Source organism: Aeromonas sp. s8, from assembly GCF_040907785.1.
Taxonomy (GTDB): Bacteria; Pseudomonadota; Gammaproteobacteria; order Enterobacterales; family Aeromonadaceae; genus Aeromonas; species Aeromonas veronii.
Window position 1 is genome coordinate 79,733 of sequence record NZ_JBFOCL010000028.1, and the last position, 24,896, is coordinate 104,628.

General features: G+C 62.0%; 22 protein-coding genes, 1 tRNA gene and 1 pseudogene. 3 read left to right on the top strand and 21 right to left on the bottom strand.

Annotated features, from left to right (window positions below):
* Positions 1-7: 7 nt before the first annotated feature.
* Complete coding sequence (locus AB5Y86_RS09425; protein WP_368192715.1) at positions 8-889, top strand: LysR family transcriptional regulator; 882 nt, start codon at positions 8-10, stop codon at positions 887-889.
* A 128-nt stretch (positions 890-1,017) separates the two neighbouring features.
* Positions 1,018-1,932 (top strand): Gfo/Idh/MocA family protein, encoded by a 915-nt coding sequence (locus tag AB5Y86_RS09430; RefSeq protein WP_368192716.1) that lies wholly within the window; start codon positions 1,018-1,020, stop codon positions 1,930-1,932.
* Positions 1,933-2,045: 113 nt separating this feature from the next.
* Here AB5Y86_RS09430 and AB5Y86_RS09435 read toward each other — a convergent pair whose 3' ends face one another.
* The 3 genes from AB5Y86_RS09435 to AB5Y86_RS09445 all read right to left on the bottom strand — a co-directional run bounded on the left by AB5Y86_RS09435 (position 2,046) and on the right by AB5Y86_RS09445 (position 5,482).
* The gene (locus AB5Y86_RS09435; protein WP_368192718.1) at positions 2,046-2,396 is read right to left on the bottom strand and encodes a TusE/DsrC/DsvC family sulfur relay protein; all 351 of its coding nucleotides are present in this window, start codon (positions 2,394-2,396) and stop codon (positions 2,046-2,048) included.
* A gap of 24 nt (positions 2,397-2,420) precedes the next feature.
* Positions 2,421-4,574 carry a YccS family putative transporter gene (gene yccS / locus AB5Y86_RS09440; protein ID WP_368192720.1) on the bottom strand — a complete coding sequence of 718 codons (2,154 nt, stop codon included), beginning with the start codon at positions 4,572-4,574 and terminating at the stop codon, positions 2,421-2,423.
* 251 nt (positions 4,575-4,825) lie between these two features.
* Entirely contained in the window at positions 4,826-5,482 is a 657-nt protein-coding gene (locus AB5Y86_RS09445; RefSeq protein WP_005338308.1) for a Bax inhibitor-1/YccA family protein, read from the bottom strand.
* Positions 5,483-5,690: 208 nt separating this feature from the next.
* Between AB5Y86_RS09445 and AB5Y86_RS09450 the strand changes: the two genes are divergently transcribed.
* Positions 5,691-5,778 (top strand) — tRNA-Ser (locus tag AB5Y86_RS09450).
* Positions 5,779-5,916: 138 nt separating this feature from the next.
* Here the strand turns inward: AB5Y86_RS09450 and exeN are convergent.
* The 18 genes and pseudogenes from exeN to AB5Y86_RS09540 all read right to left on the bottom strand — a co-directional run bounded on the left by exeN (position 5,917) and on the right by AB5Y86_RS09540 (position 24,859).
* The gene (exeN, locus tag AB5Y86_RS09455; protein ID WP_368192721.1) at positions 5,917-6,684 is read right to left on the bottom strand and encodes a GspN family type II secretion system protein ExeN; all 768 of its coding nucleotides are present in this window, start codon (positions 6,682-6,684) and stop codon (positions 5,917-5,919) included.
* Positions 6,681-7,172, bottom strand: a complete 492-nt coding sequence (gene exeM / locus AB5Y86_RS09460) for a GspM family type II secretion system protein ExeM (RefSeq protein ID WP_069526321.1) — start codon at positions 7,170-7,172, stop codon at positions 6,681-6,683. The genes exeN and exeM overlap by 4 nt, the downstream gene beginning before the upstream one ends.
* Complete coding sequence (exeL, locus tag AB5Y86_RS09465; RefSeq protein WP_368192723.1) at positions 7,169-8,353, bottom strand: GspL family type II secretion system protein ExeL; 1,185 nt, start codon at positions 8,351-8,353, stop codon at positions 7,169-7,171. The genes exeM and exeL overlap by 4 nt, the downstream gene beginning before the upstream one ends.
* Positions 8,354-8,475: 122 nt before the next feature.
* On the bottom strand, positions 8,476-9,477 hold the full coding sequence (gene exeK / locus AB5Y86_RS09470; protein WP_368192725.1) for a GspK family T2SS minor pseudopilin variant ExeK: 1,002 nt from the start codon (positions 9,475-9,477) through the stop codon (positions 8,476-8,478).
* 124 nt (positions 9,478-9,601) lie between these two features.
* Positions 9,602-10,249 (bottom strand): annotated as a pseudogene (gspJ, locus tag AB5Y86_RS09475) (type II secretion system minor pseudopilin GspJ); the annotation flags it as partial.
* Positions 10,246-10,605: a GspI family T2SS minor pseudopilin variant ExeI gene (exeI, locus tag AB5Y86_RS09480; protein ID WP_005338301.1), complete on the bottom strand. Its 360-nt coding sequence runs from the start codon at positions 10,603-10,605 to the stop codon at positions 10,246-10,248. The gene exeI and the pseudogene gspJ, both read right to left, overlap by 4 nt.
* Complete coding sequence (exeH, locus tag AB5Y86_RS09485) at positions 10,602-11,174, bottom strand: GspH family T2SS minor pseudopilin variant ExeH (RefSeq protein ID WP_335820317.1); 573 nt, start codon at positions 11,172-11,174, stop codon at positions 10,602-10,604. The genes exeI and exeH overlap by 4 nt, the downstream gene beginning before the upstream one ends.
* A 38-nt stretch (positions 11,175-11,212) precedes the next feature.
* Complete coding sequence (gene exeG / locus AB5Y86_RS09490) at positions 11,213-11,644, bottom strand: GspG family T2SS major pseudopilin variant ExeG (protein ID WP_005338297.1); 432 nt, start codon at positions 11,642-11,644, stop codon at positions 11,213-11,215.
* A gap of 97 nt (positions 11,645-11,741) precedes the next feature.
* A complete protein-coding gene (gene exeF / locus AB5Y86_RS09495; RefSeq protein ID WP_368192727.1) occupies positions 11,742-12,962 on the bottom strand; it encodes a GspF family T2SS innner membrane protein variant ExeF in 1,221 nt (406 codons plus the stop codon).
* A 1-nt stretch (position 12,963) separates the two neighbouring features.
* Positions 12,964-14,469 (bottom strand): GspE family T2SS ATPase variant ExeE, encoded by a 1,506-nt coding sequence (exeE, locus tag AB5Y86_RS09500; protein WP_335874514.1) that lies wholly within the window; start codon positions 14,467-14,469, stop codon positions 12,964-12,966.
* A complete protein-coding gene (gene exeD, locus AB5Y86_RS09505) occupies positions 14,469-16,508 on the bottom strand; it encodes a GspD family T2SS secretin variant ExeD (protein ID WP_064338465.1) in 2,040 nt (679 codons plus the stop codon). The genes exeE and exeD overlap by 1 nt, the downstream gene beginning before the upstream one ends.
* A 21-nt stretch (positions 16,509-16,529) precedes the next feature.
* Positions 16,530-17,363, bottom strand: a complete 834-nt coding sequence (gene exeC / locus AB5Y86_RS09510) for a GspC family type II secretion system variant ExeC (RefSeq protein ID WP_279487300.1) — start codon at positions 17,361-17,363, stop codon at positions 16,530-16,532.
* Between the two features lie 227 nt (positions 17,364-17,590).
* On the bottom strand, positions 17,591-18,283 hold the full coding sequence (gene exeB, locus AB5Y86_RS09515; RefSeq protein ID WP_201944647.1) for a GspB family T2SS assembly factor variant ExeB: 693 nt from the start codon (positions 18,281-18,283) through the stop codon (positions 17,591-17,593).
* Complete coding sequence (locus AB5Y86_RS09520) at positions 18,283-19,851, bottom strand: ExeA family protein (RefSeq protein WP_368192730.1); 1,569 nt, start codon at positions 19,849-19,851, stop codon at positions 18,283-18,285. Before AB5Y86_RS09520 ends, exeB begins: the two co-directional genes overlap by 1 nt.
* 327 nt (positions 19,852-20,178) lie before the next feature.
* Positions 20,179-21,624, bottom strand: a complete 1,446-nt coding sequence (locus AB5Y86_RS09525; RefSeq protein WP_368192732.1) for an HD domain-containing phosphohydrolase — start codon at positions 21,622-21,624, stop codon at positions 20,179-20,181.
* A 49-nt stretch (positions 21,625-21,673) separates the two neighbouring features.
* Complete coding sequence (locus AB5Y86_RS09530; RefSeq protein WP_368192735.1) at positions 21,674-22,795, bottom strand: beta-ketoacyl-ACP synthase III; 1,122 nt, start codon at positions 22,793-22,795, stop codon at positions 21,674-21,676.
* Positions 22,796-22,849: 54 nt separating this feature from the next.
* The gene (locus AB5Y86_RS09535) at positions 22,850-24,013 is read right to left on the bottom strand and encodes a VWA domain-containing protein (protein ID WP_368192737.1); all 1,164 of its coding nucleotides are present in this window, start codon (positions 24,011-24,013) and stop codon (positions 22,850-22,852) included.
* Between the two features lie 3 nt (positions 24,014-24,016).
* Positions 24,017-24,859: an AAA family ATPase gene (locus tag AB5Y86_RS09540; RefSeq protein ID WP_368192739.1), complete on the bottom strand. Its 843-nt coding sequence runs from the start codon at positions 24,857-24,859 to the stop codon at positions 24,017-24,019.
* Between the last annotated feature and the right edge of the window lie 37 nt (positions 24,860-24,896).

Genomic DNA, 24,896 nt, shown 5'->3' on the forward strand with positions numbered 1-24,896 from the left:
GGTGGGGGTGGAGAGGATAGATATCAGGCAGATGCGGGTGCTGGTGCTGCTGGTGAGATACAAGAGTGTGTCGCGGGTGGCCGAGTTGCTGGAGATCTCCCAGCAGGGGGTGAGCAGCCATTTGAAAAAGCTGCGCGACCTCTTTCCCGCCGAGCTCTTTATCCGCCAGAGCGCCGGGTTGCAGCCGACCGACTACGCCTGCGAGCTGGCTGCCAGGTTCGAGCAGATCCTGGCCGATATTGACGGGGTCTTTGTGGCTGCCCCCTTCGAGCCCGCCAGCAGCGAGCGCACCTTCAGGGTGATGGCCAACGAATATGCCCAGCTCGCCATTATCCCAAGGCTGGCGAGCGCCCTGCGCACTCAGGCGCCCTCCATCCGGCTCGATGTGGTGGACTTTCAGGCCGAGCAGCATCTGGAGGCGCTGGCCAGCGGAGAGGTCGATCTGGTGATTGGCTTTGATGCCTATCTCGACCCGGGGTTGCTGCGCGCCACCCTGCGCCGGGATCACTACTGCTGCGTGCTGCGCCGCGACTCCCGATATCTGCCGGACAACGCCCCGCAGGATCTGGCGGCCATCCCCTTTGTGCAGTTTGCCAACAGCGTCGGCAATTTCGAAGGGCAGATGAGCCCGCAGCAGGTTGCCAGCGCGGCGGTGGCGACGCTCCCCTGTTACACCTCGCTGCAAGCCTTTATGTCGGTCAATGACGTGGCGGCCTGCATTCCATCAGCTATCGCCGCCCTCGGGGATTTTCGCGTGCTGGAGCTGGCCGGAGCGCCGCAGCCGTTCGAGGTGGTGGTCGGCAGACACCGCAAAAGTCAGGGCAATCTCGCCATCGAGTGGCTGGCCGAGGTGATCAAGTCGGTTTGCGATCTTGCCATGCCCGGATAACGCCGCCGTTTGCACAGAGCTGCACACACCAGCCAGTGCGCTAACGGCAGGCTGGATCTGCGGGACAAATCCTGCGATGGTGCGGGCAGTTATCCGCTTGTCCCGTTATCGAGTGAAAAGGAGTTGAGATGCGCATTGCCATGATTGGTCTGGGGGATATCGCCCAGAAAGCCTATCTGCCGCTGCTGGCGAGCGATGAGCGGGTTACCCCGCTGCTCTGTACTCGCAATCCATCGGTGCTGGAGAAGCTGGCCCGCCAGTATCGGGTCGCCGAGTGTTTTACCGATGTGGCGGCCCTGCTGGCCAGCTGTCCCGATGCCGTGATGATCCACGCCGCCACCGCCGTTCACCGCGAGCTGGCCGAGCAGTGCCTGCGCGCAGGGATCCCCACCTTTGTCGACAAGCCCCTGTGCGACAATCTGGCCGAGGCAGAGGGGCTGGCCAACCTTGCCATCGCGCAAGATTGCGCCCTCTTTACCGGCTTTAACCGCCGTTATCTGCCCGCCATGGCCGAGGCGCGGGCCCAGCCGCTCACCGAGCTGAACTGGCAGAAACATCGCTTTGCCCTGCCCGGCAAGGCGCGGGATTTTATGTTCGACGACTTTATCCATGTGCTCGACAGTCTCTGTTTTTATGGTGGCGTGCCGGTCGGCGACTTTCATGCGGTATTGCGACCGGATACGAAGGACAGCAGCCTGTTGGCCGGGGTAAGCGTCAGCTGGCAGAGCGGCGATCGCGCCATCAGCGGCAGCATGAACCGCAGCGCCGGGATCACCGAGGAGCGCATCGATGCCTATGGCGACAATCTCTCCCTGCACCTTGAGAACTGCGCTCGCGGCAGCATCGCCCGCGACAAGCAGGCACAGATGCTTAGCCCCAGCGACTGGCAGCCGGTGCTGGCCCAGCGCGGCTTTGCCGCCATGCTGGCGCACTGGTATCAGCAGATTGAAATCGGCAAAGCGGATAGCGAGCTGATTACCTCCTACCTGCACGGCCACCGGCTGGCGGAGCAGCTGGTGGCGCTTGCTGACAAGCGGAGATAAGGCTGGCTGGAAGTCTCAGAGATATGAATACGAGGTGCGCGAAGATAGCGCACCAAACACAACGGGGGGCCGCAGTTGTGGCCCCCCGTTGTTATGGGATGAGATGCATGGGATCAGATGCACTTCACCGGTTTGGGCAGGCCGCCAATCTTGGTCGCCTGCTTGGCTGGCCCTTCCGGGAACAGCTTGTAGAGATAGCGGCTGTTGCCCTTCTCGGGGCCGTACTGCTTCTCCATCGCCTTGACCAGCGCGCGGATGGCGGGGGAGGTGTTGAACTCCAGATAGAAGGCGCGCACAAAGCGCACCACTTCCCAGTGCGGCTCCTCAAGCGTGATCCCCTCCTGCGCGGCCAGCACCAGCGCCAGCTCCTCGCTCCAGTCGTTGCTGTTGAGCAGGTAGCCCTTGGCATCGGTCTCGATGAATTGGCCGTTGAATTCCAGCTGATGTTTTTCGGACGCAGACATGGGGGCTCCTCGCTAATGGGGCTATCAGGATTGGGCGGGCATGGTAGCGCCTTGATCCCCGGTGAGCAACCGGCTCTCGTTGGCCAGATGCAGCAGCTGATCCGCCAGCTCGCTGATCAGGTTGAGCTGCTGGGTCAGCATCAGCTGCTCCTCGCTGCTATCCGGACTTATCACCGGACACTGACCTCCGATGGAGCTGGAGGGGTTGCCTGCCAGATGGCCAGCGGCCTGCTCCAGGGTGTGGCAGATATGGTGGCGCACCTCATCCAGCCCGCTGATGGCCTCCAGCTTGTCGCGATGGGCCCCCAGCGCCGAGATGTAGGAGAGCAGGGCGTGGTTGCGCCAGGTGAGGGTAAAGCAGAGCTCGAGGAAGCGGCGGCGCTTTTGCGGCTCCACCAGCATGCTCTGCCAGGCGGTGGCCAGTTCGCTGTCTGCCAGATGGGCGCTCTTGCGCGCCACCCGATAGTCGATGGACTCGTCCCGCTGCTGCTTGAGGCTCGCCAGCACCGCTGAGAGGTAGCGGGCGTTGGCCGAGAGCGAATTGGCGATAAGCGTCGGCAGCCGCTTGTACTGCCAGTCCGGCCAGAGCCAGGCTACCAGCCCGTAAGAGATCAGGCAGCCGAGCAGGGTATCGAGCAGCCGCGGCCCCAGAATGGCAAAGCCGATGCCATCGAGCAGGTTGAACGCCATCAGCACGTAGAGGGTGATAAAGCAGACCGCGGCGCTGTAGTTGTTGCGCACCTGGGTGAAAAACAGGAAGGCGGCGAGCCCCATCACCACCAGCTGAATGTGCAGCTCGGGGAAGAGCCAGAGCACCGGAATACCCACCAGTATGCCGGCGAAGGTGCCGAGCATCCGCTGCACCAGTCGGCGGCGGGTGGCGCTGTAGCTGGGCTGGCAGACAAACAGCACGGTCAGCAAAATCCAGTAGCCCTTCTCCAGATCAAAGGCTTGCAGTATGCCGTAGCCGATCACCAGCCCGAGTGACAAGCGCAGCGCGTGGCGAAACACCATGGAGTGCAAGGTGAGGTGCTGCTTGAGCTGGGTCAGCAGCGGCAGGCGGGGTGGCTTGGCCAGCGCGGGCAGCTCCTGCTCCGGCTGCTCGGGGTTTTGCAGCACTTCGGCGCTGCCGAGCAGCTGGTTGATGCTGGCCAGATTGCGGCGCAGGAACTTCATCGGCGTCAGCAGGGTTTTCGGGTAGTGCTGCTTGAGATTGGTGAACTCCAGCTGATCGCCGAGGGCCTCCAGAGTCCAGTGGATACGCTTGTTATGGGCGTAGGGCTTGTGCACCAGAATGGCGTAACCGAGCCGCTGGCACGCCTCGGAGAGCTGCAGGAACACCTCCTGAAATCCTTCCAGTACTATGCCCTGCTTGAGCTCCGCTTCCAGTCGGCTGTAGGGGTAGTGGCTGGAGGTGGCGCGCTCGTGAATTTCCAGCGCCAGCAGATAGAGGCGCAGCAGGCTGGCAAGCTCGGGGCTCGCCGGATGGCGGCGGCTCAGGCGGGCATTGAGGGCCGATTTGGTGAGGGTCAGCGCGCTCACCAGATTGATGTTGAGCTGGGCCAGATTGTGGCGAATGGCCTGGGCGCCGTGCTCGTCCGCCGGGAAGAAGCGGGATTTTTCCAGCAGGTAGCGACCAAGGGCGAAGTAGCTCTGGGCCAGTTGCTCGTGCAGGGTCTTGTAGGGCAGCAGCCAGAGCCAGATAAACGAGACCAGCCCGTACCAGAGGGCGCCAGCGCCGAGGGCCAGCGGCTGGTAGAAGAGATCCGGCGCCTTGGCGGCCCCCAGCATGGTGTAGATGGCGATGAGCAGCGAGCCGAAGCTGATGGTGGCGTAGCGGGCGCCGAGCGCCCCCACCATCACGAAGATAAAGGTGGAGCTGGCGAGCCCGATGGCAAACAGCCAGGGGGTGGGGTAGAGATACTGCACGCACAGGGACGCGAACATGAAGCAAATCAGCGTCATGGCGAGGTTTTTGAGGCGCCCCCACAGGCTGTCGTCGGTTTCGGCGATGGCGCCCGCCACTACTCCGAGGGAGAGCAGCACGGTGAGCTGGATATTGCCGGTGGCCAGGGTGAAGGCGAGCAGACCGAGAATGGCCAGCAGCACCTTGAGAGCGAAGTAGATGTGACTATCGGTCAGCAGTCGGCGTAACAAACCGGAGAATTCCATGGGCATGCTAGGCACCACCCTTGAGCGAAGCAAAATCGATGTGACTATCAATCAGCAGTCGGCGCAGCAGGCCAGAGAGATCCATCGGCATGAGACAGGTGAAACCCTTGATCGAAACGAGAGCGAGATAGTAACCCGCCAAGCGCGAAGTGGCCCTGATCCAAATCAGGGCNCCACTTCGCTTCATATCCTTGATTTACAACTTATCCTGACAGAAAGAGGAGCCAATAAAAACCCCGCCGAAGCGGGGTTTCTGATTAGTTGCGGTTGCCGCCAAGCAGGCTCAGCAAGCTCAGGAAGATGTTGTAGATTGAGACATACAGGGTGACGGTGGCGGAGATGTAGTTGGTCTCGCCGCCGCGCACGATCTGCTGGGTAGTCAGCAGGATGGCGCCGGAAGAGAACAGCATGAACATGGCGGACAGGGCCAGGCTCAGGGCGCTCATCTGCAGGAAGATGTTGGCAATCATGGCCACCAGCAGTACCCAGAAACCGACGAACAGCATGCCGCCGATGAAAGAGAGGTCACGCTTGGTAGTCAGGGCATAGGCCGACAGACCGAAGAAGGTGAGCGCGGTGCCGCCAAGGGCGGTCATCACGATCTCGCCACCACCATTGTTCATGTACATGTTGATGATGGGGCCCAGGCTATAGCCCAGCAGACCGGTCAGGGCGAAGGTGAAGACCAGCCCCATGCCGTTGTTGCGATTCTTCTCGGTCAGGAACATCAGACCGTAGACGCCGATCAGGAACACGGCCCAGTGCAGCGGCGGCATGTTCATCACGGTAGCGACCCCCGCCACCACGGCAGAGAAGCCCAGAGTGAGGGAGAGCAGCATATAGGTGTTACGCAGCACCTTGTTGGTATCGCGTACGGCACTTTGGGTGCCAGTGTAGATAGAACGGGTATCCATCTTGGGTGTCCTCTTGATGTCCGGGTGAGACGGCGAGCAGCCGCCTCGTGATCGCTGTTTGTTACTGCATGTTTACGCATTGTATGTAGAACAAATAGGGATGACGAGGAACAATTTCAAGCCACCTGCCATTTTGCTCCCGCACACTATCCCACAGGAAATATGTATTGCATATGAACAAGGGCTTAGCGTAGTATGCACCCCGTTCGGAGGGGTGGCAGAGCGGCTGAATGCACCGGTCTTGAAAACCGGCGATGGGCGACCATCCGTGGGTTCAAATCCCACCTCCTCCGCCATATTCAAAGAGAAAGCCCAAGCGGTCACCCGCTTGGGCTTTTTTGTATCTGCCGTATTTGGCATTTCAACGGACACGTCACATGGACGATAAAAATGGCTCGGGTTGTCCCTGAGCCATTTTCACCTTGAATGATGGCTTAGATCCGCCCCTGATAGCGCAGGGGGAAGCGGCCCTGACTGTCGGGCTGGCCGAGGAAGGGGAGCCCTTGCTGCATCTGCGGTGGCAGTGCCGGGCCCGGTTTCAGGGTGCCCTGGAACAGGTATTGGCCATTGGGTTGCAGCTCGAGGCGACCGCTGGTCTGCACCGCATCGGAGCCCTGCTTGAGTTCGGCCACCAGTTTGGAGTCGAGGCAGGTGAGTTTCACCTCGGGGTCGGCCAGATCCAGCTTGCCCGCCGGGGTATCGGCGCTGGCATTGTACCAGTCGAGGTTGCCGTAGAGGTTGTCACACCAGGGGGTTCCCTGGGCAAATTGCTCCACCTTGAGTTGCAGCTGGCCGCTGACGGTGAGCGGGATCGGCAGGCGCATCGGCACACGGCTCAGCAACCAGGGGGCGGGGGCATTGAGGGTCAGGTCGTGGCCGAAGGCGGCGCCATTCCAGCCGACAACGCCCTGACCGTTCAGCCCGTTGCGATCGCCAAAGCGTATGGCCACTTCGGGGGCGAAGCGCAGCAGCGACCAGCCGTTGAGATCCCAACGCAGCTGGTTCACCGATTCGCTGGCATATTGCAGCCGGGCAATCTGGCCGTTCCAGAGGGTGCCGCTCACCCCTTCCAGTTTCAGCAGGTTGGCAATGTTGGCAGGCAGCGGCAGATGGCGAGCTACCAGTGCCGCGGGCAGGGTGGCCAGCAGGAAGAGCAGATAGGCGGCCAGAAACAGGCTGGCAATCAGGATGCGTTTTTTCATTGTGGACGACTCAACTGCAAACGTCTGACCTTGACCAGACCCGGGGCCAGATCCTCGCGGGCGATCTCGATGATTTGAACCTGAATGCCGTGCTGCTCCACCAGCGTGGAGAGCCAGAGCAGCAAGTCATCGAACTGGACCGTGTCGATCCACACTTGCAGCTCCTGCGCCTGGGGTTGCAGCCGGGCAATCTTGATCTTGTGGTTGAAGGCGGTGCGGTTGACCACCCCTTCCAGGGTGCCGCTGGTGTCGATCTGGCGACCCGATCCACCCTGCATGGCCAGCACCTCTTCCCCCTTCTCCTTGAGCCAGGCGAGGGTCTGCTGCTGGTTCTGCACCTGCCGCTCCCGCTCCGCGATGCGGTTGGCGATGGGCTGCCAGACGCTCCAGTAGAAGAGACCGACCAGCAGCAGAACGCCGCCTGCGACCACCAGCCGCTGTTCCCGTGCTGTGATGCCGTGCCACCAGCCCTGCAATTTTTCCATCATGATGATTTACCCTTGAGCACCAGTGCGCCCTCTACCTTGCCCTCGGTGGTGCGCACCTCGCCTTGCTGTACCTCGAATTGCTTGCCGGCCAGCTCGCGGAACCGCTCGATCTCGGCAAAGCCGGGGGCGGTCACCTGCAGCCGCAGCTCGCGGCGACTGGCATCAAAGCGCATCACCTGTGGTTTCAGACCGGGTACTTCGGCAAAGGTGGGGGCCAGCTCGGTGAGCATCAGCAGCACGCCGTTTTGCGGGGCTTGTCCCATCTGTTGCAGATGCTGGTTCATCTGGCTGCGTACGTTCACGATGCGGCTCTCACCCGGGAAGATGCGGGTATAGACGGCGCGGATCTCCGCTTTCAGCGCTTTGTCCTGCTCGGTGAGCTGATAGAGCTGTACCCCGCGCTGGCCGAGGGCCACCAGCAGCAACAGACCCGCGGTGATGACTACCTTGCGCCACTGCAACCAGTAGCGGGCATATTCGGTCTGGGGTCGATAGGGGCCGGTCAGCAGGTTGGCGCGGCAGGTGAGGGCCCCCTTGGCCAGCAGCAGCATGGGGAGTTCGGGCTCCGCCGCCTGCCAGTTGGCGGCGGCAATGGCGGGCACCGGGGTGTGGCTGTGGATGGTGACCGGCTCCGCTTCAGTCGCCAGCAAGATGGCCAGCAGCGGCTCGTCGGCGACGATCCCCTGACAGGGGCCCTGGCGTACCAGCCACTCGCTGCCGAGTTGCAGGGCTGACCAGCCATCAGCGGCCTGTGGCAGCGCCAGCACATCGGGCAGCAGTTGCAGGCTTTTGAGGCCAGCGGCATCGAGCCAGCCGAGCCACTCGGCCATCTTCTGCCGATCCACCGCCATCAGATCCACCTGCTGGCCCTCGTGGGCCAGCACCACCAGATGGAGCTCGTCCACATCGGAGGCGATCTGCTCCTCCAGCAGGTAGGGGAGGGCCGCTGCCGACTGGCGGTTGTAGCGACCCGGCAGGGTGACGCGCCGGAAGATCAGATCGCTGCCCGGCACCAGGGTGACCACGGGGCGGCCACCGGCCCGCTCCTGCAGCTCGCCCAGGGCATCGGCCGAGGGCAGGGTGCCGGAGGCGATGATCTCCTGCTCCTGACCGGACCAGACCAGCCAGGCCACGGGTTGTTGTTTATTGGTCCCCAGTCGGATGACCAGACTTTCGCTCACGCATCTCTCTCCTGCGATACCGGTTTGCAAAGGGCGTTGTGCGCCCTGGCAACCGGTGCGCAGCCCGCAGGCTGCATCCAACATCTCTCGTACCCGCGGGCGATGGCCTGCAGGTGCGCTGTTTATTCGGCGCCGCTACTGAGGCGGCGCAGCATCACCAGTTTATTGTCCTTGCCCCGCTGGAACAGGGTTTCGAGCCAGGCCCGGTTGTCGCCGACCTCGGCCACGACTCGGGCTTCGAAGAAGTCGCTCTTGACCACCAGCGCCTCTTTCAGCCCTTTCACCGAATCGACCGGAGCGAGCATGTCTGTCATCAGCTTGCTCTCTTTCCACCCCTTCTGTGGCCGCTCGTTCAGCACCCGCTTGGCGTCATCCAGCCCGATAGTACCCAGATAGAGGGCGACCAGCAGCTCGGGGCGCTGGGGGGCAAGGGTATTGATATTGATCTTCAACTTGTCGTTGGGCAGGGTGCAGACGTAGGGGGCCAGTTTGGCATAGACCCTGGCAGTCACCCCGCGCACCGCCCTCAGCTCATCCTTGCCCAGCATCCACTGGTTGGCGGTCAGATAGGGTGGCTTGAGCCCCTCGTAATAAGCGTCCTCTGCACCAAGGCTGGAGACCAGCACCGTATCCTTGTCAGTCCAGTCACGGATGGCATCGGTGAGCTGGGCCGCCTCATAATCATCCATCGCCAGCTGCTTGAGCAGTTCGCGAAACACCTGCACCGGATAGGGCTGCTGAGCCAGCTCCTCGCCGGTCCCCGCCTTGGAGGCCACGCTCAGGCTGTTGAGGTTGAAGCAGGATTGCAGGTCGGTCACCTCGCCCTTGAGCTGGCCATCGTCCACCGGAAATACAGTGTTCTTGCGGGCCCAGTTCTGGCTGAGGTTGACCACCTCGGGATTGTCCTTGAAATCCTGCGTCAGCACCTTGCTCACCAGCGCTTCCGCCGAGAGGGCATACCACCACGCCTGTTTGCCGGTGGTGATGTTGGCGGTGCGGCGCAGCTCAAGCTGCAGGCGGCCGCTCATATTGCTGGCGATGATCACCATCACCGAGAGGATCAGCAGCACCACCAGCAGCGCCATGCCGCGCTGGCGATCGGGGGCGGCGAGATTAGCCCGCATTGGCGCCCCCTCCGTTCTGGCTGTCACCATTACCGCCATTGGTATTGCCGTTGCCGCCGTTGTTCCCGTTGTTGTTGTTGTTGTTGTTGTTGTTGTTGCCACCTTGGTCGGGGTTGCTGCTCTGGCTGTTCTCTTCGGCGCGCTGGCCGCCGGCGCCAATCAGGAATTGACGGCGAATGGTGCCGTAATCTTCCAGATCCAGCTCCACTGCCAGCCCGTGGGGCAGTACGCTGCGCTGGGTCCACTCCTCTTTCCAGTTGCCCTTGTCGAAGAAGTAGAGGCGAAACGCCGTGACTCCCGCCAGCACCGGCTGGATGCGCGGCTCGGTGCCGATCACCGGATCCGGATAGAGGTAGCTCAGGCGCTCCAGCTTCTGATCCTTGAGACGCCAGCCGACCCGTTGCAGATGGGAGCGAGGCAGCATGCCGTCCGGGTTGAGCCAGCCGCTGCGCATAAAGGCCATACCCCAGTCATCGCTCTGCTGGCCGAAACGGGAGGCCGCCAGCAGCACCTTGTTGTTCTCCCCCTCGATGCGACCGCTGCGCGGCACCATCTGGGTGATGTCTCGCTCCAGCAGGGTGAAGGCGAGCTGCAATTCGTTGAGGCGGGCCTCCTTGCGCTTGGCTGCCTCGTCGCTGGTGAGCACCCCCTGCAGCACCTGATAGGCACCCATGCTGAGAGTGGCGAAGATGGCGATCGCCACCAGCATTTCGAGCAGGGTGAAACCGGCGTGACGGACGGGGCGAGGCGTGCGGGCAACGTGCTGGGTCATCGGCTGATATAGGTCCGCATCATGGCGACCGGGTTCTCGGCCTTGGCCTCGGTGCGCACTTCCATATCGAGCGCCCGGAAGTTGTTGTCGGCGGTGGCGACGCCGCGATAGCGCCAGTACCAGGTGCTGCCCGCCATCTGCTCATCCCCTTCCACCCAGCTGTCGCCGGGCCACTTGTTCTCGAGCTTCTGTTGCACCAACTGGTTCTCCACCACCCAGGTGGCGAGTGTCTTCTGCTCCAGATAGTTGAGGGCCGAAAGGTGTTCGCTGGCGGTTTTCATTACCGCGAGACCCGCGATGGCAAAGACGGCCAGTGCGACCATGACTTCGAGTAGTGTCATACCGCGGGCGTTCATTCGCTCACCTCTTCATCTTCATCGCCGGTGAGCAGGGTGAGGCGGCCGAACTCGTCCCCCTTGACGATGCGGGTGTAGCGGGCATCGTCATCCTGCTGGGTGAAGGTGAGCACGAACGGGCTCAGCTCGCCGCCCGGGAAAATAAGCAGTTGTGGCGTGCGCTCCTTCTCGTCGCGCTTCTGTTCGGTTTTCTCGTCGGAGTCCGGCTGCCAGCCAAAGCCTTCCAGCTCCAGCGCCAGCGTCATGTTCTCGGCCAGTTGCACCGGCCCCAGTTGCTTGTCGCCAGTCAGGGCCAGCCACTTGCGATCCTTGGCCTGACGCTGCATAAACTGCCAGCCGCTATCCTCGATGCGAATGCCCACCAGCCGACCATCCATCACCGCATACTCCTGCGCCAGCTGCAAGGTCGCCATCAGGCGACGCGCCTGCTTGTCCAGCTCCCTATCCCCTCTGGCGCCTCCCATGCTGAGGGTGACGGCGGTGGCCACCAGCCCCATCAGCATGGCGACCAGCAACACTTCCAGCAGAGTAAAGCCGGATTGGCGATGAAAGGAGAGAGAGCGCTTCATGCAGTCAGCTCACAAGGAGTGCGGTGGCGACATATCACTTATTGGAAATCCTTCAGGTTCCAGTTGCCGATGTCGTCATCGGTACCGGCTTCGCCATCCAGACCCATGGAGAAGATGTCGATCTTGCCGAACTGGCCCGGGCTCAGCAGCTGGTACGGGTTGCCCCAGGGATCTTGCGGCAGGCGCTTGATGTAGCCGCCATCGCGGTAGCTGCGCGGCGCCGGATCGATAGAAGGCTTGGTCACCAGCGCATCCAGACCCTGTTCTGTGGTCGGGTAGCGGTTGTTGTCCAGCTTGTACATGTCGAGGGCGTTTTCCAGCGCCACGATATCGGAGACCGCTTTCTGCTGGTCAGCTTTCTCCTTGTTGCCCATCAGGTTGGGCACCACCAGACTGGCCAGAATGCCGAGGATCACGATGACCACCATGACTTCCAGCAGGGTAAAACCGGATTGACGACGTTTGTTCATGAGTTGCTCCGTAACGAATGAGATGGGATAGCCCATCAGAGAGTGATCACTGGGTGGGTTCGACGGGCCGCCAGCGGGGCTATCGAACGCCGGAAACTTACATATTCACCATATTGTTGAGCTCGAGGATCGGCTGCAGGATCGACATCACGATAAACAGCACCACCCCGGCCATGGAGACCACCAGCATGGGTTCGAACACCCCGAGGGCGATATTGACCTGGGATTCAAACTCCCGATCCTGGTTGTCTGCCGCCCGCTCCAGCATGCTGTCGAGTTCGCCGCTCTGCTCGCCGGAGGCGATCATGTGCAGCATCATGGGCGGGAAAATCTTGGTCTCGGTCAGCGACTTGCGCAGACTGGTCCCCTCGCGCACCCGTTCGGCGGCCTCAAGAATGCGCATTCTGGCAAAGTCGTTGGAGAGCACTTCGCCGGAGATTTTCATCCCCTCCAGCAGCGGCACCGCACTGGCATTGAGGATGCTTAAAGTGCGGGCGAAGCGGGCGGTGTTGAGACCGCGACTGACCCGGCCAATCACCGGCAGGCCGAGCAGCACCTGATGCCAGCGTCGGCGGCGCTTTTCATCGGTGAGCCACCAGCGCCAGACAAAGCTGCCAAGAAAGATCAGCAGCAGGAACCAGAGGCCGTAGGCCTGCATCAACTCGCTGGTGCCGATGAGAAAGCGGGTGGTGCCCGGCAACTGTTGACCCATGTGTTCAAACTGGGCCACCACCTTGGGTACCACGGCGGTAAGTAGGATCGAGATAACCCCGATGGCGACGCAGGTGAGCACGATGGGGTAGATCATCGCCTGCAGCAGCTTGGTGCGCATGTGCTGGCGCTGTTCGGTGTAATCGGCGAGGCGGTTGAGCACCTTCTCCAGATGACCCGACTTTTCACCGGCCGCCACCATGGAGCGAAACAGCTGGTCGAACACATGGGGAAAGGCCCCCAGCGAGTCGGCCAGCGAATAACCTTCCACCACCTTGCTGCGCACGGTCGCCACCAGACTGCGCAGGTGAGCTTTTTCGCACTGCTCGGCCACCGCCTTGAGCGCCTCTTCAATGGTGAGACCGGCCCCCACCAGAGTCGCCAGCTGGCGGGTGATCAGGGCCAGCTCAGCAGTGGAGGCGCCACGACGAAACAGGGCGAAGCGGGTCGCCTCCCGTTTCGCTTTCTCGGTGGTTTCGTTTACCTCGAGCGGGGTGAGCCCCTGCTCGCGCAGCAGTTGGCGAACCTGACGGGCGGAATCCCCCTCCATCACACCGCTCTTGCTGCACCCCTTGCCGTCGAGGGCCTTGTATTCGAATGCCGCCATCTCAATCTTCCCGGGTCACGCGTAGCACCTCTTCGAGGCTGGTCTGCCCCTTGAGGACCTTGTCGATGCCGTCACGACGGATGCTGGGGGTGTGGCCGCGGATCAGTCGCTCGATGGCGAGCTCGCCGCTGGCGCTGTGAATGGCTTCTCGCACCGCTTCGTCGATCACCACCAGCTCGTGGATGCCGGTCCGGCCACGGTAGCCGGTGTGGTTGCACAGCTCGCATCCGACCGGACGCCACACCTGCTGGTCGGGGGCCAGCTCGATGCCCATGGCGAGGCGCTCCTGCTCGGTGATGGGTCGCGGGGCACGGCAATCGGGGCAGAGGGTGCGCACCAGTCGCTGGGCCAGCACAGCCAAGAGCGACGAGGAGAGCAGGAAGGGCTCGATCCCCATGTCCCGCATCCGGGTGATGGCGCCGATGGCGGTGTTGGTGTGCAGGGTCGACATCACCAGGTGACCGGTGAGGGAGGCCTGCACCGCAATCTGGGCGGTCTCGAGGTCACGAATTTCCCCCACCATCACCACATCCGGATCCTGACGCAAGATGGCGCGCAGGCCGCGGGCGAAGGTCATATCCACCTTGGTGTTGACCTGGGTCTGGCCTACCCCTTCGAGGTCATATTCGATGGGGTCTTCCACCGTCAGGATGTTGCGATCCCGCGAGTTGATTTCAGACAACGCCGCATAGAGGGTGGTGGATTTACCGGAACCGGTCGGGCCGGTGACCAGAATAATGCCGTGGGGCTTGCGAATAAGCTCGCTGATGATGGTGCGGTTGGCCGCGGTCATCCCCAGCTGCTTGAGCTCGAGGCGCACGTTGTTTTTGTCGAGCAGACGCAATACCACCCGCTCGCCGTAGCTGGACGGCATGGTGGAGACCCGCACGTCGACGGCGCGGCCGCCGATACGCAACGAGATCCGGCCATCTTGCGGTACCCGCTTCTCGGCGATATCCATCCGCGACATCACCTTGATCCGCGAGACCAATAGCGAGGCCAGCTTGCGATGGGGGCGCAGGATCTCCCGCAGCACCCCGTCGATGCGAAAACGAATGACCAGTGCCCGCTCGAAGGTCTCGATATGGATATCGGAGGCCTCCTCCTTGATCGCCTCGCTCAACATGGCGTTGATGAGGCGAATGATGGGGGCGTCGTCATCGGCATCCAGCAGATCTTCGCTCTGGGGCAGCTCTTCGGCCAGGGCGAAGAAGTCCATCTCGTTGCCGAGATCTTCCATCAGCTGGCGTGCCTCGGAGGAGTCTCGCTGGTAGTGAGCCATCAGCAGCTCTTCGAAGGTCTCGTTGTCGAGCTGCTCCACCGCGAAGCTGCAACCCGCTACCCGCCGCACCTCCAGCAGGGCCTGCGGGGTGACGCCAGGGCGGCACTGCAGCACGGGGGCGCCGTCACGCTCAATCAGGATCACCCCGAAATTGCGGGCAAAGACAAAAGGGAGCTCGGGCAGTGGCGCAGGCCCGATGCTTCCATCCAGATGGTAGGCACTCATCAGGGCTTACTCTGCACAAACGGGGTGGTGGTCTCGACAGTGCTTTGCTGTCTGCTCCGCATCTCGTTGATCTGCTTCTGGATCTCTTTTTGCAGCTCGGGCGACACCATCACATCCTGGCCATAGGCAGGCAATACCTGACGGGCGGGGGAGGTGAGATACCCCTCCTGCGAGGCGGCATTGAGCTGCTCGGCGCGGAACAGGCTGTATTTGTTGCTGGAGACACCGGTATAGACGTCCGCATCACGCAAGATGGTTGGCCGGATAAAGACCATCAGGTTGCGCTTGGAGGTGGTGTTGGAGGTGGAGCGGAACAGATAGCCCAGCACCGGGATATCGCCAAGCAAGGGCACCTTGGAGACCTGCTCCTTGGTCTGTTCGTCCATCAAACCGCCCAGCACCACGGTTTCGCCACTTTTGACCAGCACCGCATTCTTGACGGTACGGGTATCGAAAGTGGGGCCAAGGTTGGCAGTACCGGTCGCCTGGGTCTGGGCGACACTGGAGACCTCCTGCTCGATATTGAGCAGCACCGAATCCCCTTCGTTGATCTGCGGGGTCACCACCAGCTTGGTGCCCACCGTCTTGCGCTCGATGGTGTTGAACACCTGATCGCTGGTGGTGGAGCTTTGCGAACCGCTCTGGACCGGGACCTCCTGACCGACGTTGAAGGAGGCCTCCTTGTTATCCATGGTGACGATACTCGGGGTGGAGAGAATATCGTTCTTGGTATTGGAGGCCAGCGCCGTGGCCAGCATGGCCCAGTCGCCGTGATAGAAACCGGCGGCCATGCCGTTGAACTCTTTCAGCAGACCGGCAGCGGTGTCGGTCTTGCCATTCTGGTAATCCTTGCCCGCCGCAATGGCGCTGCCGAGGGGCAGACCGGAGTTGGTGAACTGGGTGCCACCACCGTTGGCATTGCCCCACTGGACGCCAAGGGTGAGGCCGTCGCCATCCTGCATCTCGACGATGATCGCCTCCACCAGCACCTGGGCGCGGCGGATATCGAGCTTGGCCACCACCTGCTCCAGTTCGGACATCACGTCCGGCTGGGCGGTGATGACCAGCGCATTGGTGGTCTCGTCGGCTGAGATGGCCAGCTTGCCACCGCCGATACTGGCGCCACCTGTGGTTGCGCCGCCGCCCTTCTTGTCGGCCTCGATGCTGGAGCTGACCCCCTTGAGCACCTCGACCATGTCTTTGGCCTTGCCATATTTGAGGTAGAAGACCCGGGTGTTGCCCTGGCTCTGCAGGTCGCGGTCGAGCTGGCGCACCATCTGGATGATGCGGGCGCGCGCTTTCGGCTCACCACTCACTACCACAGAGTTGGTGCGCTCGTCGGCCACCACCTTGGGGGAGAGCAGCAGGGAGGCGGTGCCGCCCTGCGGGTTGCCATCCTTGTTGAGGTTGGTTACCAGCCGCACCATTTCCCCCGCCGAGGCAAACTTGAGCTTGATGATGTCCACATCCTGATCGCCTGCGCGGTCGACCCGGTTCACCACCTCTACCAGACGATTGACCACGGCGGCGCGGCCGGTGATCAGCAGCACGTTGGAGGGCTCGTAGTGCACCACGTTGCCACCACCGGCGTTGTCGTTGAGCTGGCGCAGCAGCGGCGCCAGTTCACGGACCGAGACGTTGCGCACCGGCACGACTCTAGTCACCATCTCATCGCCCATGCCCGGGTTGCTGCCATCCACCACCGGAATGGCGGAGGTCTTGGCATCCCGCGAGCGCAGCACCTTGAGCACCCCGTTGTCCATCGGCACCACGGCAAAGCCGTAGACGTCGAGCACGCTCAGGAAGAACTGGTAGTACTGCTCCTCATTGAGCAGGTCGTAGCTGCGCACGTTGATCTTGCCGCGCACCGAGGGCTCTATGATGATGGTTTTATTGAGGTTCTTGCCCACCGTATTGATGAACTCTTCAATGTCGGCGTTCTTGAAACTGGCAGAGTATTCGGTGGCCCAGGCTGAGCCCGCCATCATCAGTGCCGCTGCGATAGTGGCCAGACGCCAGCTTTTCCCTTTAGTGGTCATTATTGGTACGACTCCAAATCATTATTCTGACAAGCGCACATAGATGTCGAACTGTTCGCCCTGTCGCTCGACGGTCACTGTCATTTCCGTTGCGCCAGCCATCTGCTGCATCGCCTGCATGGCTTGCATGTTGTCCCGTAAATCCAGCCCGTTGATGCTGATGGCCAGGTCATTGGCCTGCAGCCCGCTCTGGTTGAAAAACTCAGGATTGCTGCCCGGGTTGAGGCGATAGCCGGTCATGCGGCCATCCACCTGAACCGGTGAAATATTGAGGTAATCGGTGATCTTGCCCGGATCGGCCATCAGCTCGCTGCGCAGGGAGCCAAGGGGGGCGGAGTTGGTCTGCGGCAGCGGCTTGCCATACTCCTCGCCATCCAGCATCAGGGTCTCGTCGCGGCCATCCCGCTCGATGATCACCCGATCTGGATAGACCTGCCGGATCCGCGCCTGGGTGCCGTCAATCATGTCACCGACCCCGTAGGAGTTCTGGATGCCGGACATGGCGATGATGGCGATCGATTTGGCGGGATCCGAGCTGGCCAACACCCCGTTGAGCTGGGCATTGAGCTGGGTACGCGGCGCATTGGCGGCCACGGCGGCTTTGGCTTGCGCCTTGGGGATCGCCTTGCCAAACAGCGCCAGTCGGCTCACCTCGCCCAGTTCAAGGCGCGGGTTGTTCTGGCCGTTGACCGCCACGGCGGAGGGTTGCCACGGTTGGCTGGTTTGCGGGCTTGCCAGGGTGAGCAGACGCCAGGTGAGGGCGGCGCTCTGCTGGGCCAGCATGATCAGCAGCGCCAGAAAGGCCACCTGGGTGACTCTGGTCATGGGAAGCCGCCGGCACTGGGCCAGCAGCATGGTCAAGATGTCATCCCTGAATCGTAGCGTCATATTAATCAACAAATTCCAGGCTCTGGGGCGGCTGCGTATTGTGTACGGCCAGTGGCTGCGACACAACGGGTCCGGGCGCGCCAAACCGTAAAAATGGATATTTCATCACACCGTAAACCTTTGAATGCTCACAAAAGTGTCACTCAGGTGAGGTGCATCCTGCTTGCCAGCAAACATCAGGGTACGGTGCGTACTCATCCTCGCCAATCCTGCAGCGCCTTGAGGGTAACGCTCTGTCCGGCGACCTGCAGCACTATGTATTGCTGGTCGATGGTAGCGAGCACGACCCCCGGGGCGATTTCGCTCCCCTCCCGGTATTCCCGGCCATTGAGCACCACAGCCCGCTTGGCGGGGTTGGAGGAGAACACATGAGAGCCGTAGCTCAATTGCGGCACCTGCTGGCGTACCGATTGGGGCGCCGAGCCCAGCGCCATCAATTGGGCTGGTTGCACGTTCTGGCTGGCGGCGTGTGGCGTCTCCTGCAATGGGGTTTCATTGAGGGCTTTCATCAGCTGCTCGGCCAGACTCAGCGCGGGGGTATTCCCCTGACTGGTCCCTTCGTTTTTGGCCACTGCTCTGGGTTGGGCCACCGGCTCCGGCAGGGGCGGGGGCAGTGGACGGGTCACCATTGCCTTGGGTTCGACCCGCACGAAGGGCGGAGTGATCACCTCTTTCACCTCCACTTTCTCCTCGATGGGGCGCAGGTGGAGCAGATGCCAGCCATAGTTGGCGCCCGCCCCCAGCAACAGGGCCAGGGGGGCCAGCAGCCAGCCGATGCGGCGTGGGCTGCGCTCCTCTTCCCGGGGCATGGGCAAGCCCATGGCTGGAATATGGGCGGAGAGTTGCGGTTGCTGCGCACGGCGCAGCGCCTTGAGCAGGGTAGACATCAGGAGGCCTCCTCCAGTCTGGGCATGGGTTCACCGGAGAGGGCGTTGAGACGCAGCAGGGTGTTGCTGCCCGCGATGCCATCAGGGGTGAGCCCCTGATCCCGCTGGAACTGCTGCAGCTTGTTCTTGAGCTCGCCATCGAAACGGCGCACCTTGCGCTCGGGTTGTTGCAGCGCACGGCTGAGGGCGTTGTCGAGCCACTGGATCTGGGTCTGACCGGCATTGCTGGCGATCAGGCTGACGCCCCCTTTCGGCATGCGCCAGAGCAGGGTGTAGCTGCCGCCCCAGTTGTCGCTGAGCCACTGGCGATCCACCTGCCAGCTTTGGTCACCGATCATCAGGCTGGCCTTGTTCGGCCCCAGATTGACCAGAGTCGCGTAGTAGAGGCCGCCAGTCTGGTCAGTGAGCGTGATCATGGCTGGGTACTGCAGGGCGCGCAGCTCGTCAAGGCTTGCCTCTCCCTCCTGACAGCGCAGACCGGCACGGGGCGCGTTATCGCAGGTTGCTTCGAACGGTTCCGGTTCATAACCCCAGACCCGATAGAGATTCTGCATGGCGCTGTCGGGGTCGATGGCCTGATTGATCGCCTCGGTCAGCTGCTCCTGCTGCTCGGCAGTCTCGTCGATGGTGACCGGCACCTCGACCTTGACTACCGGACGGGTAGGGAACACGCCGAAAAATTGCCAGCCCCACCAGCCTGCGGCCACCAGCAGGGCGCCTGCCAGCGTCACCATCAGACCGGAGGCCCAGCTCCCTTCGTCCCGAACGCCATTGACCTCGAAGGCGGCCTGGTTGATATCGCTGTGGACAATCTTGTAGCTGCCACGGGCGAAAGCGGCGATCAGGGCGCGGTCGCAGATGAGGTTGATGAAACGGGGGATGCCGCCACTCAGGCGATGGAGCGTCTTGATGGCGCGCGGGGTAAAGATGGGTTGTACGCAGCCTGCAACTTGCAGCCGGAAGCGGACGTAGGCATCCACATCGCTGTGAGAGAGCGGCAGCAGGTGATAGCGGGCGGTAATGCGCTGGGCCAGCTGGCGCAGCAGGGGTTGGCGCAGCATCTGTTGCAGCTCGGGCTGACCGATCAGCACCACTTGCAGCAGTTTTCGTTCGTCGGTTTCGAGGTTGGTGAGCAGACGCAGCTGCTCCAGTACGCCGGGCAGCAGGTGCTGCGCCTCATCCACCAGTACCACGCTGCGCTTGCCTGCCGCCAGGTTGGCCAGCAGGTGATCGCGAATAAGGTCGAACAGCCGCTTGATCCCGGCATCTTCGGGATAGGGGAGTTGAAACTCGTCGCAGATGGCGGCCAGTAGATCCCGTTCGGTCAGAGAGGGGTTGAGGATATAGGCGATCTCGGTCTCGGCGGGGAGCTGTTGCAGCAGGCAGCGGGAGACGGTGGTTTTGCCGGTGCCCACTTCGCCGGTCAGCAGCACAAAGCCGCCGCCATCCTGCAATCCATAGTTGAGATGAGCAAGGGCTTCGCCGTGGCGCTCGCTCATATAGAGGTACTTGGGATTGGGCGAGATGGAAAACGGGTGTTCCGAGAGGCCGAAGAACTGTGTGTACATGAGGGTATTCTTTTGTAGCCGGCGACAGATGAAAAATGTCTCCGGATGATAGCAAACCTCGCTTTCATTGGAAGCCATCATTGGCGCCGAAGGGCAAATTGCGGCCTTTTCCTGCCATCTTGTGATCCCGGTTGCGTCATTGGCACGAATCCGGATCACAAAATGACAAAAAACAGCTGTAAATAAAGGGAAATATCAATATAGGCGCGGCGTGGCAAATGCCGTCAGCATGGCGCTGAACCGGCAATGGCCAGACCTGTTTGTGTACAATTTATGACGCTGGTTGCCCTGTCAGCCATCAGGGCAAGCTGGTCGGGATGTACTTGCTCAGTGGTGATCCTGAAACTGCGCGGCAATCTCCCTGAACTGCGCCTCACAGGCGAGAAACGCCGCGACAATGCCGGGATCAAAATGGCTGCCGCTCCCCTTCACGATGATCTCCTTCGCTTCCTCGTGGCTGAAAGCAGGTTTGTAGACCCGCTTCGAGATGAGGGCATCGTAGACATCCGCTACCGCCATCAAGCGCCCGGAGAGGGGAATCGCCTCACCCGCCAGCCCTGCGGGATAGCCGCTGCCATCCCACTTCTCGTGGTGGGTGAGGGAGATCTCCCGGGCCAGCCGCAGGAAGGAGTTGGAGCCCAGCTGCGCCTCGGCGCTCGCCAGCGCATCGGCGCCGATCTGCGGGTGGCGCTTCATGATGGCGAACTCCTCGTCGGTCAGCTTGCCCGGTTTGAGCAGGATGGCATCGGGAATGCCCACCTTGCCCACATCGTGCAGCGGGGCCGACTTGAACAGCAGGTCGATGGTGGCGTCATCGAGCGGATAGCGATCCCAATCGCTGCGACTGAGGTATTGCGCCAGCGCCTTGACGTAGTGCTGGGTGCGAATGATATGGGCGCCGGTCTCGTTGTCCCGGGTCTCCGCCAGCGAGGCGAGGCCAAGGATGGCCACATCGCGGGTCAGGTTGAGCTCGTCGCTGCGGGATTTCAGCTCGCCGATCATCTGATTGGTGCTGGCGGCGATAAGGCCAAACTCGTCATCCCGGGTGACCGGCACCCGGGCGTCGAAGTCACCACACTGTACTCTGGCCATGGTGCGGGTCTGCTGGCGCAGGGATAGGCCGAGATTACGACCATAACCGTGAATAATGAGGGCGAGATAACAGAAGGTCACCGTCATCACGAAGGCGATCTCCCACAGGATGTAGTGCTGGGCATCGACCCTCGGCAGGCTGCGCCCCACAGTCACCAGCCACTCCAGATCCTTGTTGAACAGCAAGAAGAAGACGCCTCCCAGCAGGGTGAGGGTCGCCAGGGTAAAGAGGGTGAACTTGCGTGGCAGCGGCATGGCCAGCGGGTGGCTCAGTGCCAGGCTCTGCTCGGCTTGCCGTGTTCTGGCCCGATTCCAATTCCGCTCCAGGGTCAGATCGGCCGCCACCAGAAAGCCGAGGGTGGTCATCCCCAGCAGCACCTTGAGGTGACTTTCCAGCGGGAAGTCGTGGGCCAGGGCGTTGTAGCCCGACAGCAGCAGTGCCCCCAGCAGGTAGAAACCCACCTCCAGTCCAAACCCGTCCAGCCCGTTGCGCGGCAGGGGCCGCCTTGAGAGCAGCCAATTGCGCACGGCAAACATGATGGCGAACGTCACCAGGGTCGGCCCCAGCAACTGGGGCAGGGTGAGACTCTCGAGAAACGGGCAAACCTGCCAGCCATAGAGACAAAATAGTGACAGGGTTACCCCGTAGTGCAGGGCGCAGCGCCCCGTGATCCTCTGCATATTCCCACCCATGTTGCTGGTTATTGTTATGTCGGCGGGAGGCCCGCCATTACAGGCGTCGCAGCAGCAAGCTACCGATGGAGTAGCCAGCGCCAAATGAGCACAGTACGCCGTGAGCCCCCGCAGGAAGGTCGCGATTGTACAGATGAAACGCGATGATGGAACCCGCCGAGCTGGTATTACCATAGCTATCAAGAATGACCGGCGCCTCCTGCTGGCTGGCATCGTGACCCAGTAGCTTGCGACCGATGAACTGGTTCATGGTGAGGTTGGCCTGATGGAGCCAGAGCCGGCTCAGGCTCCCAGCGGGCCAGCCCTGCTCATCGAGCTGGTTGGCAATCTGGTCGCACACCAGCGGCAATACCTCCTTGAACACCTTGCGCCCCTGCTGGCGAAACAGCTTGTCGTCGCCGTAGCGGGTGCGCGGGCTCAGCCGGTTCAAAAAGCCGAAGTTGTTGCGGATGTTGTTGGAGTATTGGGTCACCAGCTTGCTGGCCACCAGTTGCCACGGATTGGCCGCCTTGCAATCGGCCTCCCGCTCCAGCAGCACTGCGGTGCAGGCATCGCCGAAGATAAAGTGACTATCTCTATCCCGAAAATTGAGGTGCCCCGAGCAGATCTCCGGATTGACTACCAGCGCCAGTTTGGCGGTGCCTGCCGCCAGCATGTCGGCGGCTGTCTTGATGCCGAAGGTGGCAGACGAGCAGGCCACGTTCATATCAAAGGCCATGCCGCTCGCCCCCAGATAGTGTTGCAGCTCGATGGCCAGTGCCGGATAGGGGCGTGGCATGTTGGAGGCGGCCACGATCACCAAATCGATCTCGCCCGGCTCGCGGCCGGCGGCGATCAGCGCCTGCTCGGCGGCAGCCACCGCCATCTCCACCATGATGGAGGGCATCTCATCGGGCCGCTCCGCCAGCAGCGGCTGCATGATGTCGGGGTTGAGCACTCCCTCTCGGCTCACCAGATAACGACTCTTGATGCCGGAGGCTTTCTCGATGAACTCGCAGCTGGAGTGCTGCTTGGCGGGAAGCTGGCCGGCATCGATGGCGGAGGCGTTCTCCTCGTTGTAGAGATCCACATACTGGTTGAAGGCGGCCACCAGCTCTTCATTGCTGACGGCAAAGGGTGGGGTATAGAGGCCTGAGCCACTGATCACGATAGAGGTCATCTTTGCTCCTCGCCGGGTGCGTTCCCGGCTTGTCGGTTTATAGGGTAGAGAGGGTTACAGCTGGTCGATCGCTGCAGCGAGACCCGCCAGGGTCAGCGGATGCATCCGCCCGCCAACCACGTCATTCATCAGCTTGATGGAGGGGTGCCAGAGCCACTCCCGTCGCGGGGTGGGGTTGATCCACACCAGTTTGGGGAAGTGCTGCTGCAAGCGGGTGAGCCACACCTGACCCGACTCCTCATTCCACTGCTCGACACTGCCGCCCGGCCAGGTGATCTCGTAGGGGCCCATGGTGGCATCCCCCACCAGGATCACCCGGTAGTCGCTGCCGTAGGTGCGCAGCAGCCGCAGGGTATCAAACCGCTCCTCAAAGCGGCGGGCGTTATCCTTCCAGACGAAGTCGTAGAGGCAGTTGTGAAAATAGAAGTACTCCAGATGCTTGAACTCGTGGCGCAACGCAGAGAAGAGACGCTGCACCTCGGCCACGTGGGCATCCATGGAGCCTCCGACATCGAAAAAGACCAACAGTTTGACCCCGTTGTGGCGCTCGGGCCGCAGCTTCACATCGAGCCAGCCCTGGCGGGCAGAACTTTTTATGGTGTCGTCGAGATCCAGCTCGTCGGGATTGCCTTTGCGCACCCAGCGTCTTAGCTTGCGCAGCGCGAGCTGAATGGCGCGCTGGCCTAGCGGCGAGTCGTCGCTGAAGTTGCGATAGTGGCGGGCCTCCCACACCTTGGTCGCCTTGCCGTGCTGCCCTTCTCCACCCATGCGGATGCCCTCGGGGTGAAAACCGCCGTGGCCAAACGGGCTGCTGCCACCGGTTCCCACCCACTTGTTGCCACCGGCGTGGCGTTCTTTCTGCTCGCTTAACCGCTGGCTGAGGGTCTCCAGCAGCTTGTCGAGTCCGCCAAGGGATTTGAGCAGCGCCTTCTCCTCTGGGCTCAACAGCCGTTCGAACTCCTTGCGCAGCCACTCATCCGGCAGGCTCTCCGGCAGCAGGGGGATGGCTTCCAGCCCTTCGTAGTATTCGGCGAAGGCGCGATCGAAGCGATCGTAGTGTGCCTCGTCTTTTACCAGCAGGCAGCGGGAGAGCTGGTAGAACTCGTCCATATCGACAGCGACCAGCCGGGCAGCCAGTGCGGCGTGCAAGTCCAGCAGCTCACGCAGGCTGCAGAGGAGCTTGTGGCGGCGCAGGTGGGTAAAAAAGTCGATCAGCATGGGTCAGCTGCCGCGCCGGGCCAGAAAGGCGAGCTTCTCGAAGAGATGCAAATCCTGCTCGGTCTTGAGCAGGGCGCCATATAGCGCGGGCACCAGCTTGCCTAGCTCGCGGGCGCGCATCGCCTCGGGGGCGATATCGTCGGCCAAGAGCAGGCGGATCCAGTCCAGCAGCTCTGAGGTGGAGGGCTTCTTGCGCAGCCCCTCTACCTCGCGCAGCTCGAAGAAGAGATCCATTGCCTCGCCAAGCAGGCTCTCCTTGAGGTCGGGGTAGTGGAGTTTGACGATGGCCTGCATCTCGGCCTTGTCGGGGAAGCGGATGTAGTGGAAGAAACAGCGGCGCAGGAAGGCATCCGGCAGCTCTTTTTCGTTGTTGGAGGTGATGATAACCACCGGCCGCTGGCGCGCCTTGACTCGCTCGCCGGTCTCGTAGACGTCGAACTCCATCCGGTCCAGCTCCAGCAGCAGATCGTTGGGGAATTCGATGTCGGCCTTGTCGAGCTCGTCGATCAGCAGCACAGGTCGCTGCTCGGCGCTGAAGGCCTGCCACAACTTTCCTTTACGAATGTAGTGGCTGATATCGGCCACTCTGGGGTCGCCGAGCTGGGAGTCCCGCAGCCGGGCCACCGCATCATATTCGTAGAGTCCCTGTTGAGCCTTGGTGGTGGACTTGATATGCCAGGCAATGAGATCGGTGCCGAGATGGTCGGCGACCGCTTCTGCCAGCACCGTCTTGCCGGTGCCCGGCTCCCCTTTGATTAGCAGCGGTTTTTCGAGGGTGATGGCGGCATTGACCGCCATCTTCAATGCATCGGAGGCGAGATACTGGCTGCTTCCTGAAAATCCCATAACGTCGGTTCCTTTGACGATTGGCTCCCGGAGTCAG

What these genes read in the sequence shown, in the direction of transcription:
- exeK (WP_368192725.1), bottom strand. Translation starts at nt 9,477, where the DNA reads ATGCGGGCTAATCTCGCCGCCCCCGATCGCCAGCGCGGCATGGCGCTG.
- exeD (WP_064338465.1), bottom strand. Translation starts at nt 16,508, where the DNA reads ATGACCACTAAAGGGAAAAGCTGGCGTCTGGCCACTATCGCAGCGGCA.
- exeN (WP_368192721.1), bottom strand. Translation starts at nt 6,684, where the DNA reads ATGAAAAAACGCATCCTGATTGCCAGCCTGTTTCTGGCCGCCTATCTG.
- exeF (WP_368192727.1), bottom strand. Translation starts at nt 12,962, where the DNA reads ATGGCGGCATTCGAATACAAGGCCCTCGACGGCAAGGGGTGCAGCAAG.
- exeG (WP_005338297.1), bottom strand. Translation starts at nt 11,644, where the DNA reads ATGAACAAACGTCGTCAATCCGGTTTTACCCTGCTGGAAGTCATGGTG.
- AB5Y86_RS09525 (WP_368192732.1), bottom strand. Translation starts at nt 21,624, where the DNA reads ATGCAGAGGATCACGGGGCGCTGCGCCCTGCACTACGGGGTAACCCTG.
- AB5Y86_RS09430 (WP_368192716.1), top strand. Translation starts at nt 1,018, where the DNA reads ATGCGCATTGCCATGATTGGTCTGGGGGATATCGCCCAGAAAGCCTAT.
- AB5Y86_RS09520 (WP_368192730.1), bottom strand. Translation starts at nt 19,851, where the DNA reads ATGTACACACAGTTCTTCGGCCTCTCGGAACACCCGTTTTCCATCTCG.
- yccS (WP_368192720.1), bottom strand. Translation starts at nt 4,574, where the DNA reads ATGCCCATGGAATTCTCCGGTTTGTTACGCCGACTGCTGACCGATAGT.
- exeB (WP_201944647.1), bottom strand. Translation starts at nt 18,283, where the DNA reads ATGTCTACCCTGCTCAAGGCGCTGCGCCGTGCGCAGCAACCGCAACTC.
- exeE (WP_335874514.1), bottom strand. Translation starts at nt 14,469, where the DNA reads ATGAGTGCCTACCATCTGGATGGAAGCATCGGGCCTGCGCCACTGCCC.
- AB5Y86_RS09540 (WP_368192739.1), bottom strand. Translation starts at nt 24,859, where the DNA reads ATGGGATTTTCAGGAAGCAGCCAGTATCTCGCCTCCGATGCATTGAAG.
- exeC (WP_279487300.1), bottom strand. Translation starts at nt 17,363, where the DNA reads ATGCTGCTGGCCCAGTGCCGGCGGCTTCCCATGACCAGAGTCACCCAG.
- AB5Y86_RS09435 (WP_368192718.1), bottom strand. Translation starts at nt 2,396, where the DNA reads ATGTCTGCGTCCGAAAAACATCAGCTGGAATTCAACGGCCAATTCATC.
- AB5Y86_RS09445 (WP_005338308.1), bottom strand. Translation starts at nt 5,482, where the DNA reads ATGGATACCCGTTCTATCTACACTGGCACCCAAAGTGCCGTACGCGAT.
- AB5Y86_RS09535 (WP_368192737.1), bottom strand. Translation starts at nt 24,013, where the DNA reads ATGCTGATCGACTTTTTTACCCACCTGCGCCGCCACAAGCTCCTCTGC.
- exeM (WP_069526321.1), bottom strand. Translation starts at nt 7,172, where the DNA reads ATGATGGAAAAATTGCAGGGCTGGTGGCACGGCATCACAGCACGGGAA.
- exeI (WP_005338301.1), bottom strand. Translation starts at nt 10,605, where the DNA reads ATGAACGCCCGCGGTATGACACTACTCGAAGTCATGGTCGCACTGGCC.
- exeH (WP_335820317.1), bottom strand. Translation starts at nt 11,174, where the DNA reads ATGAAGCGCTCTCTCTCCTTTCATCGCCAATCCGGCTTTACTCTGCTG.
- AB5Y86_RS09530 (WP_368192735.1), bottom strand. Translation starts at nt 22,795, where the DNA reads ATGACCTCTATCGTGATCAGTGGCTCAGGCCTCTATACCCCACCCTTT.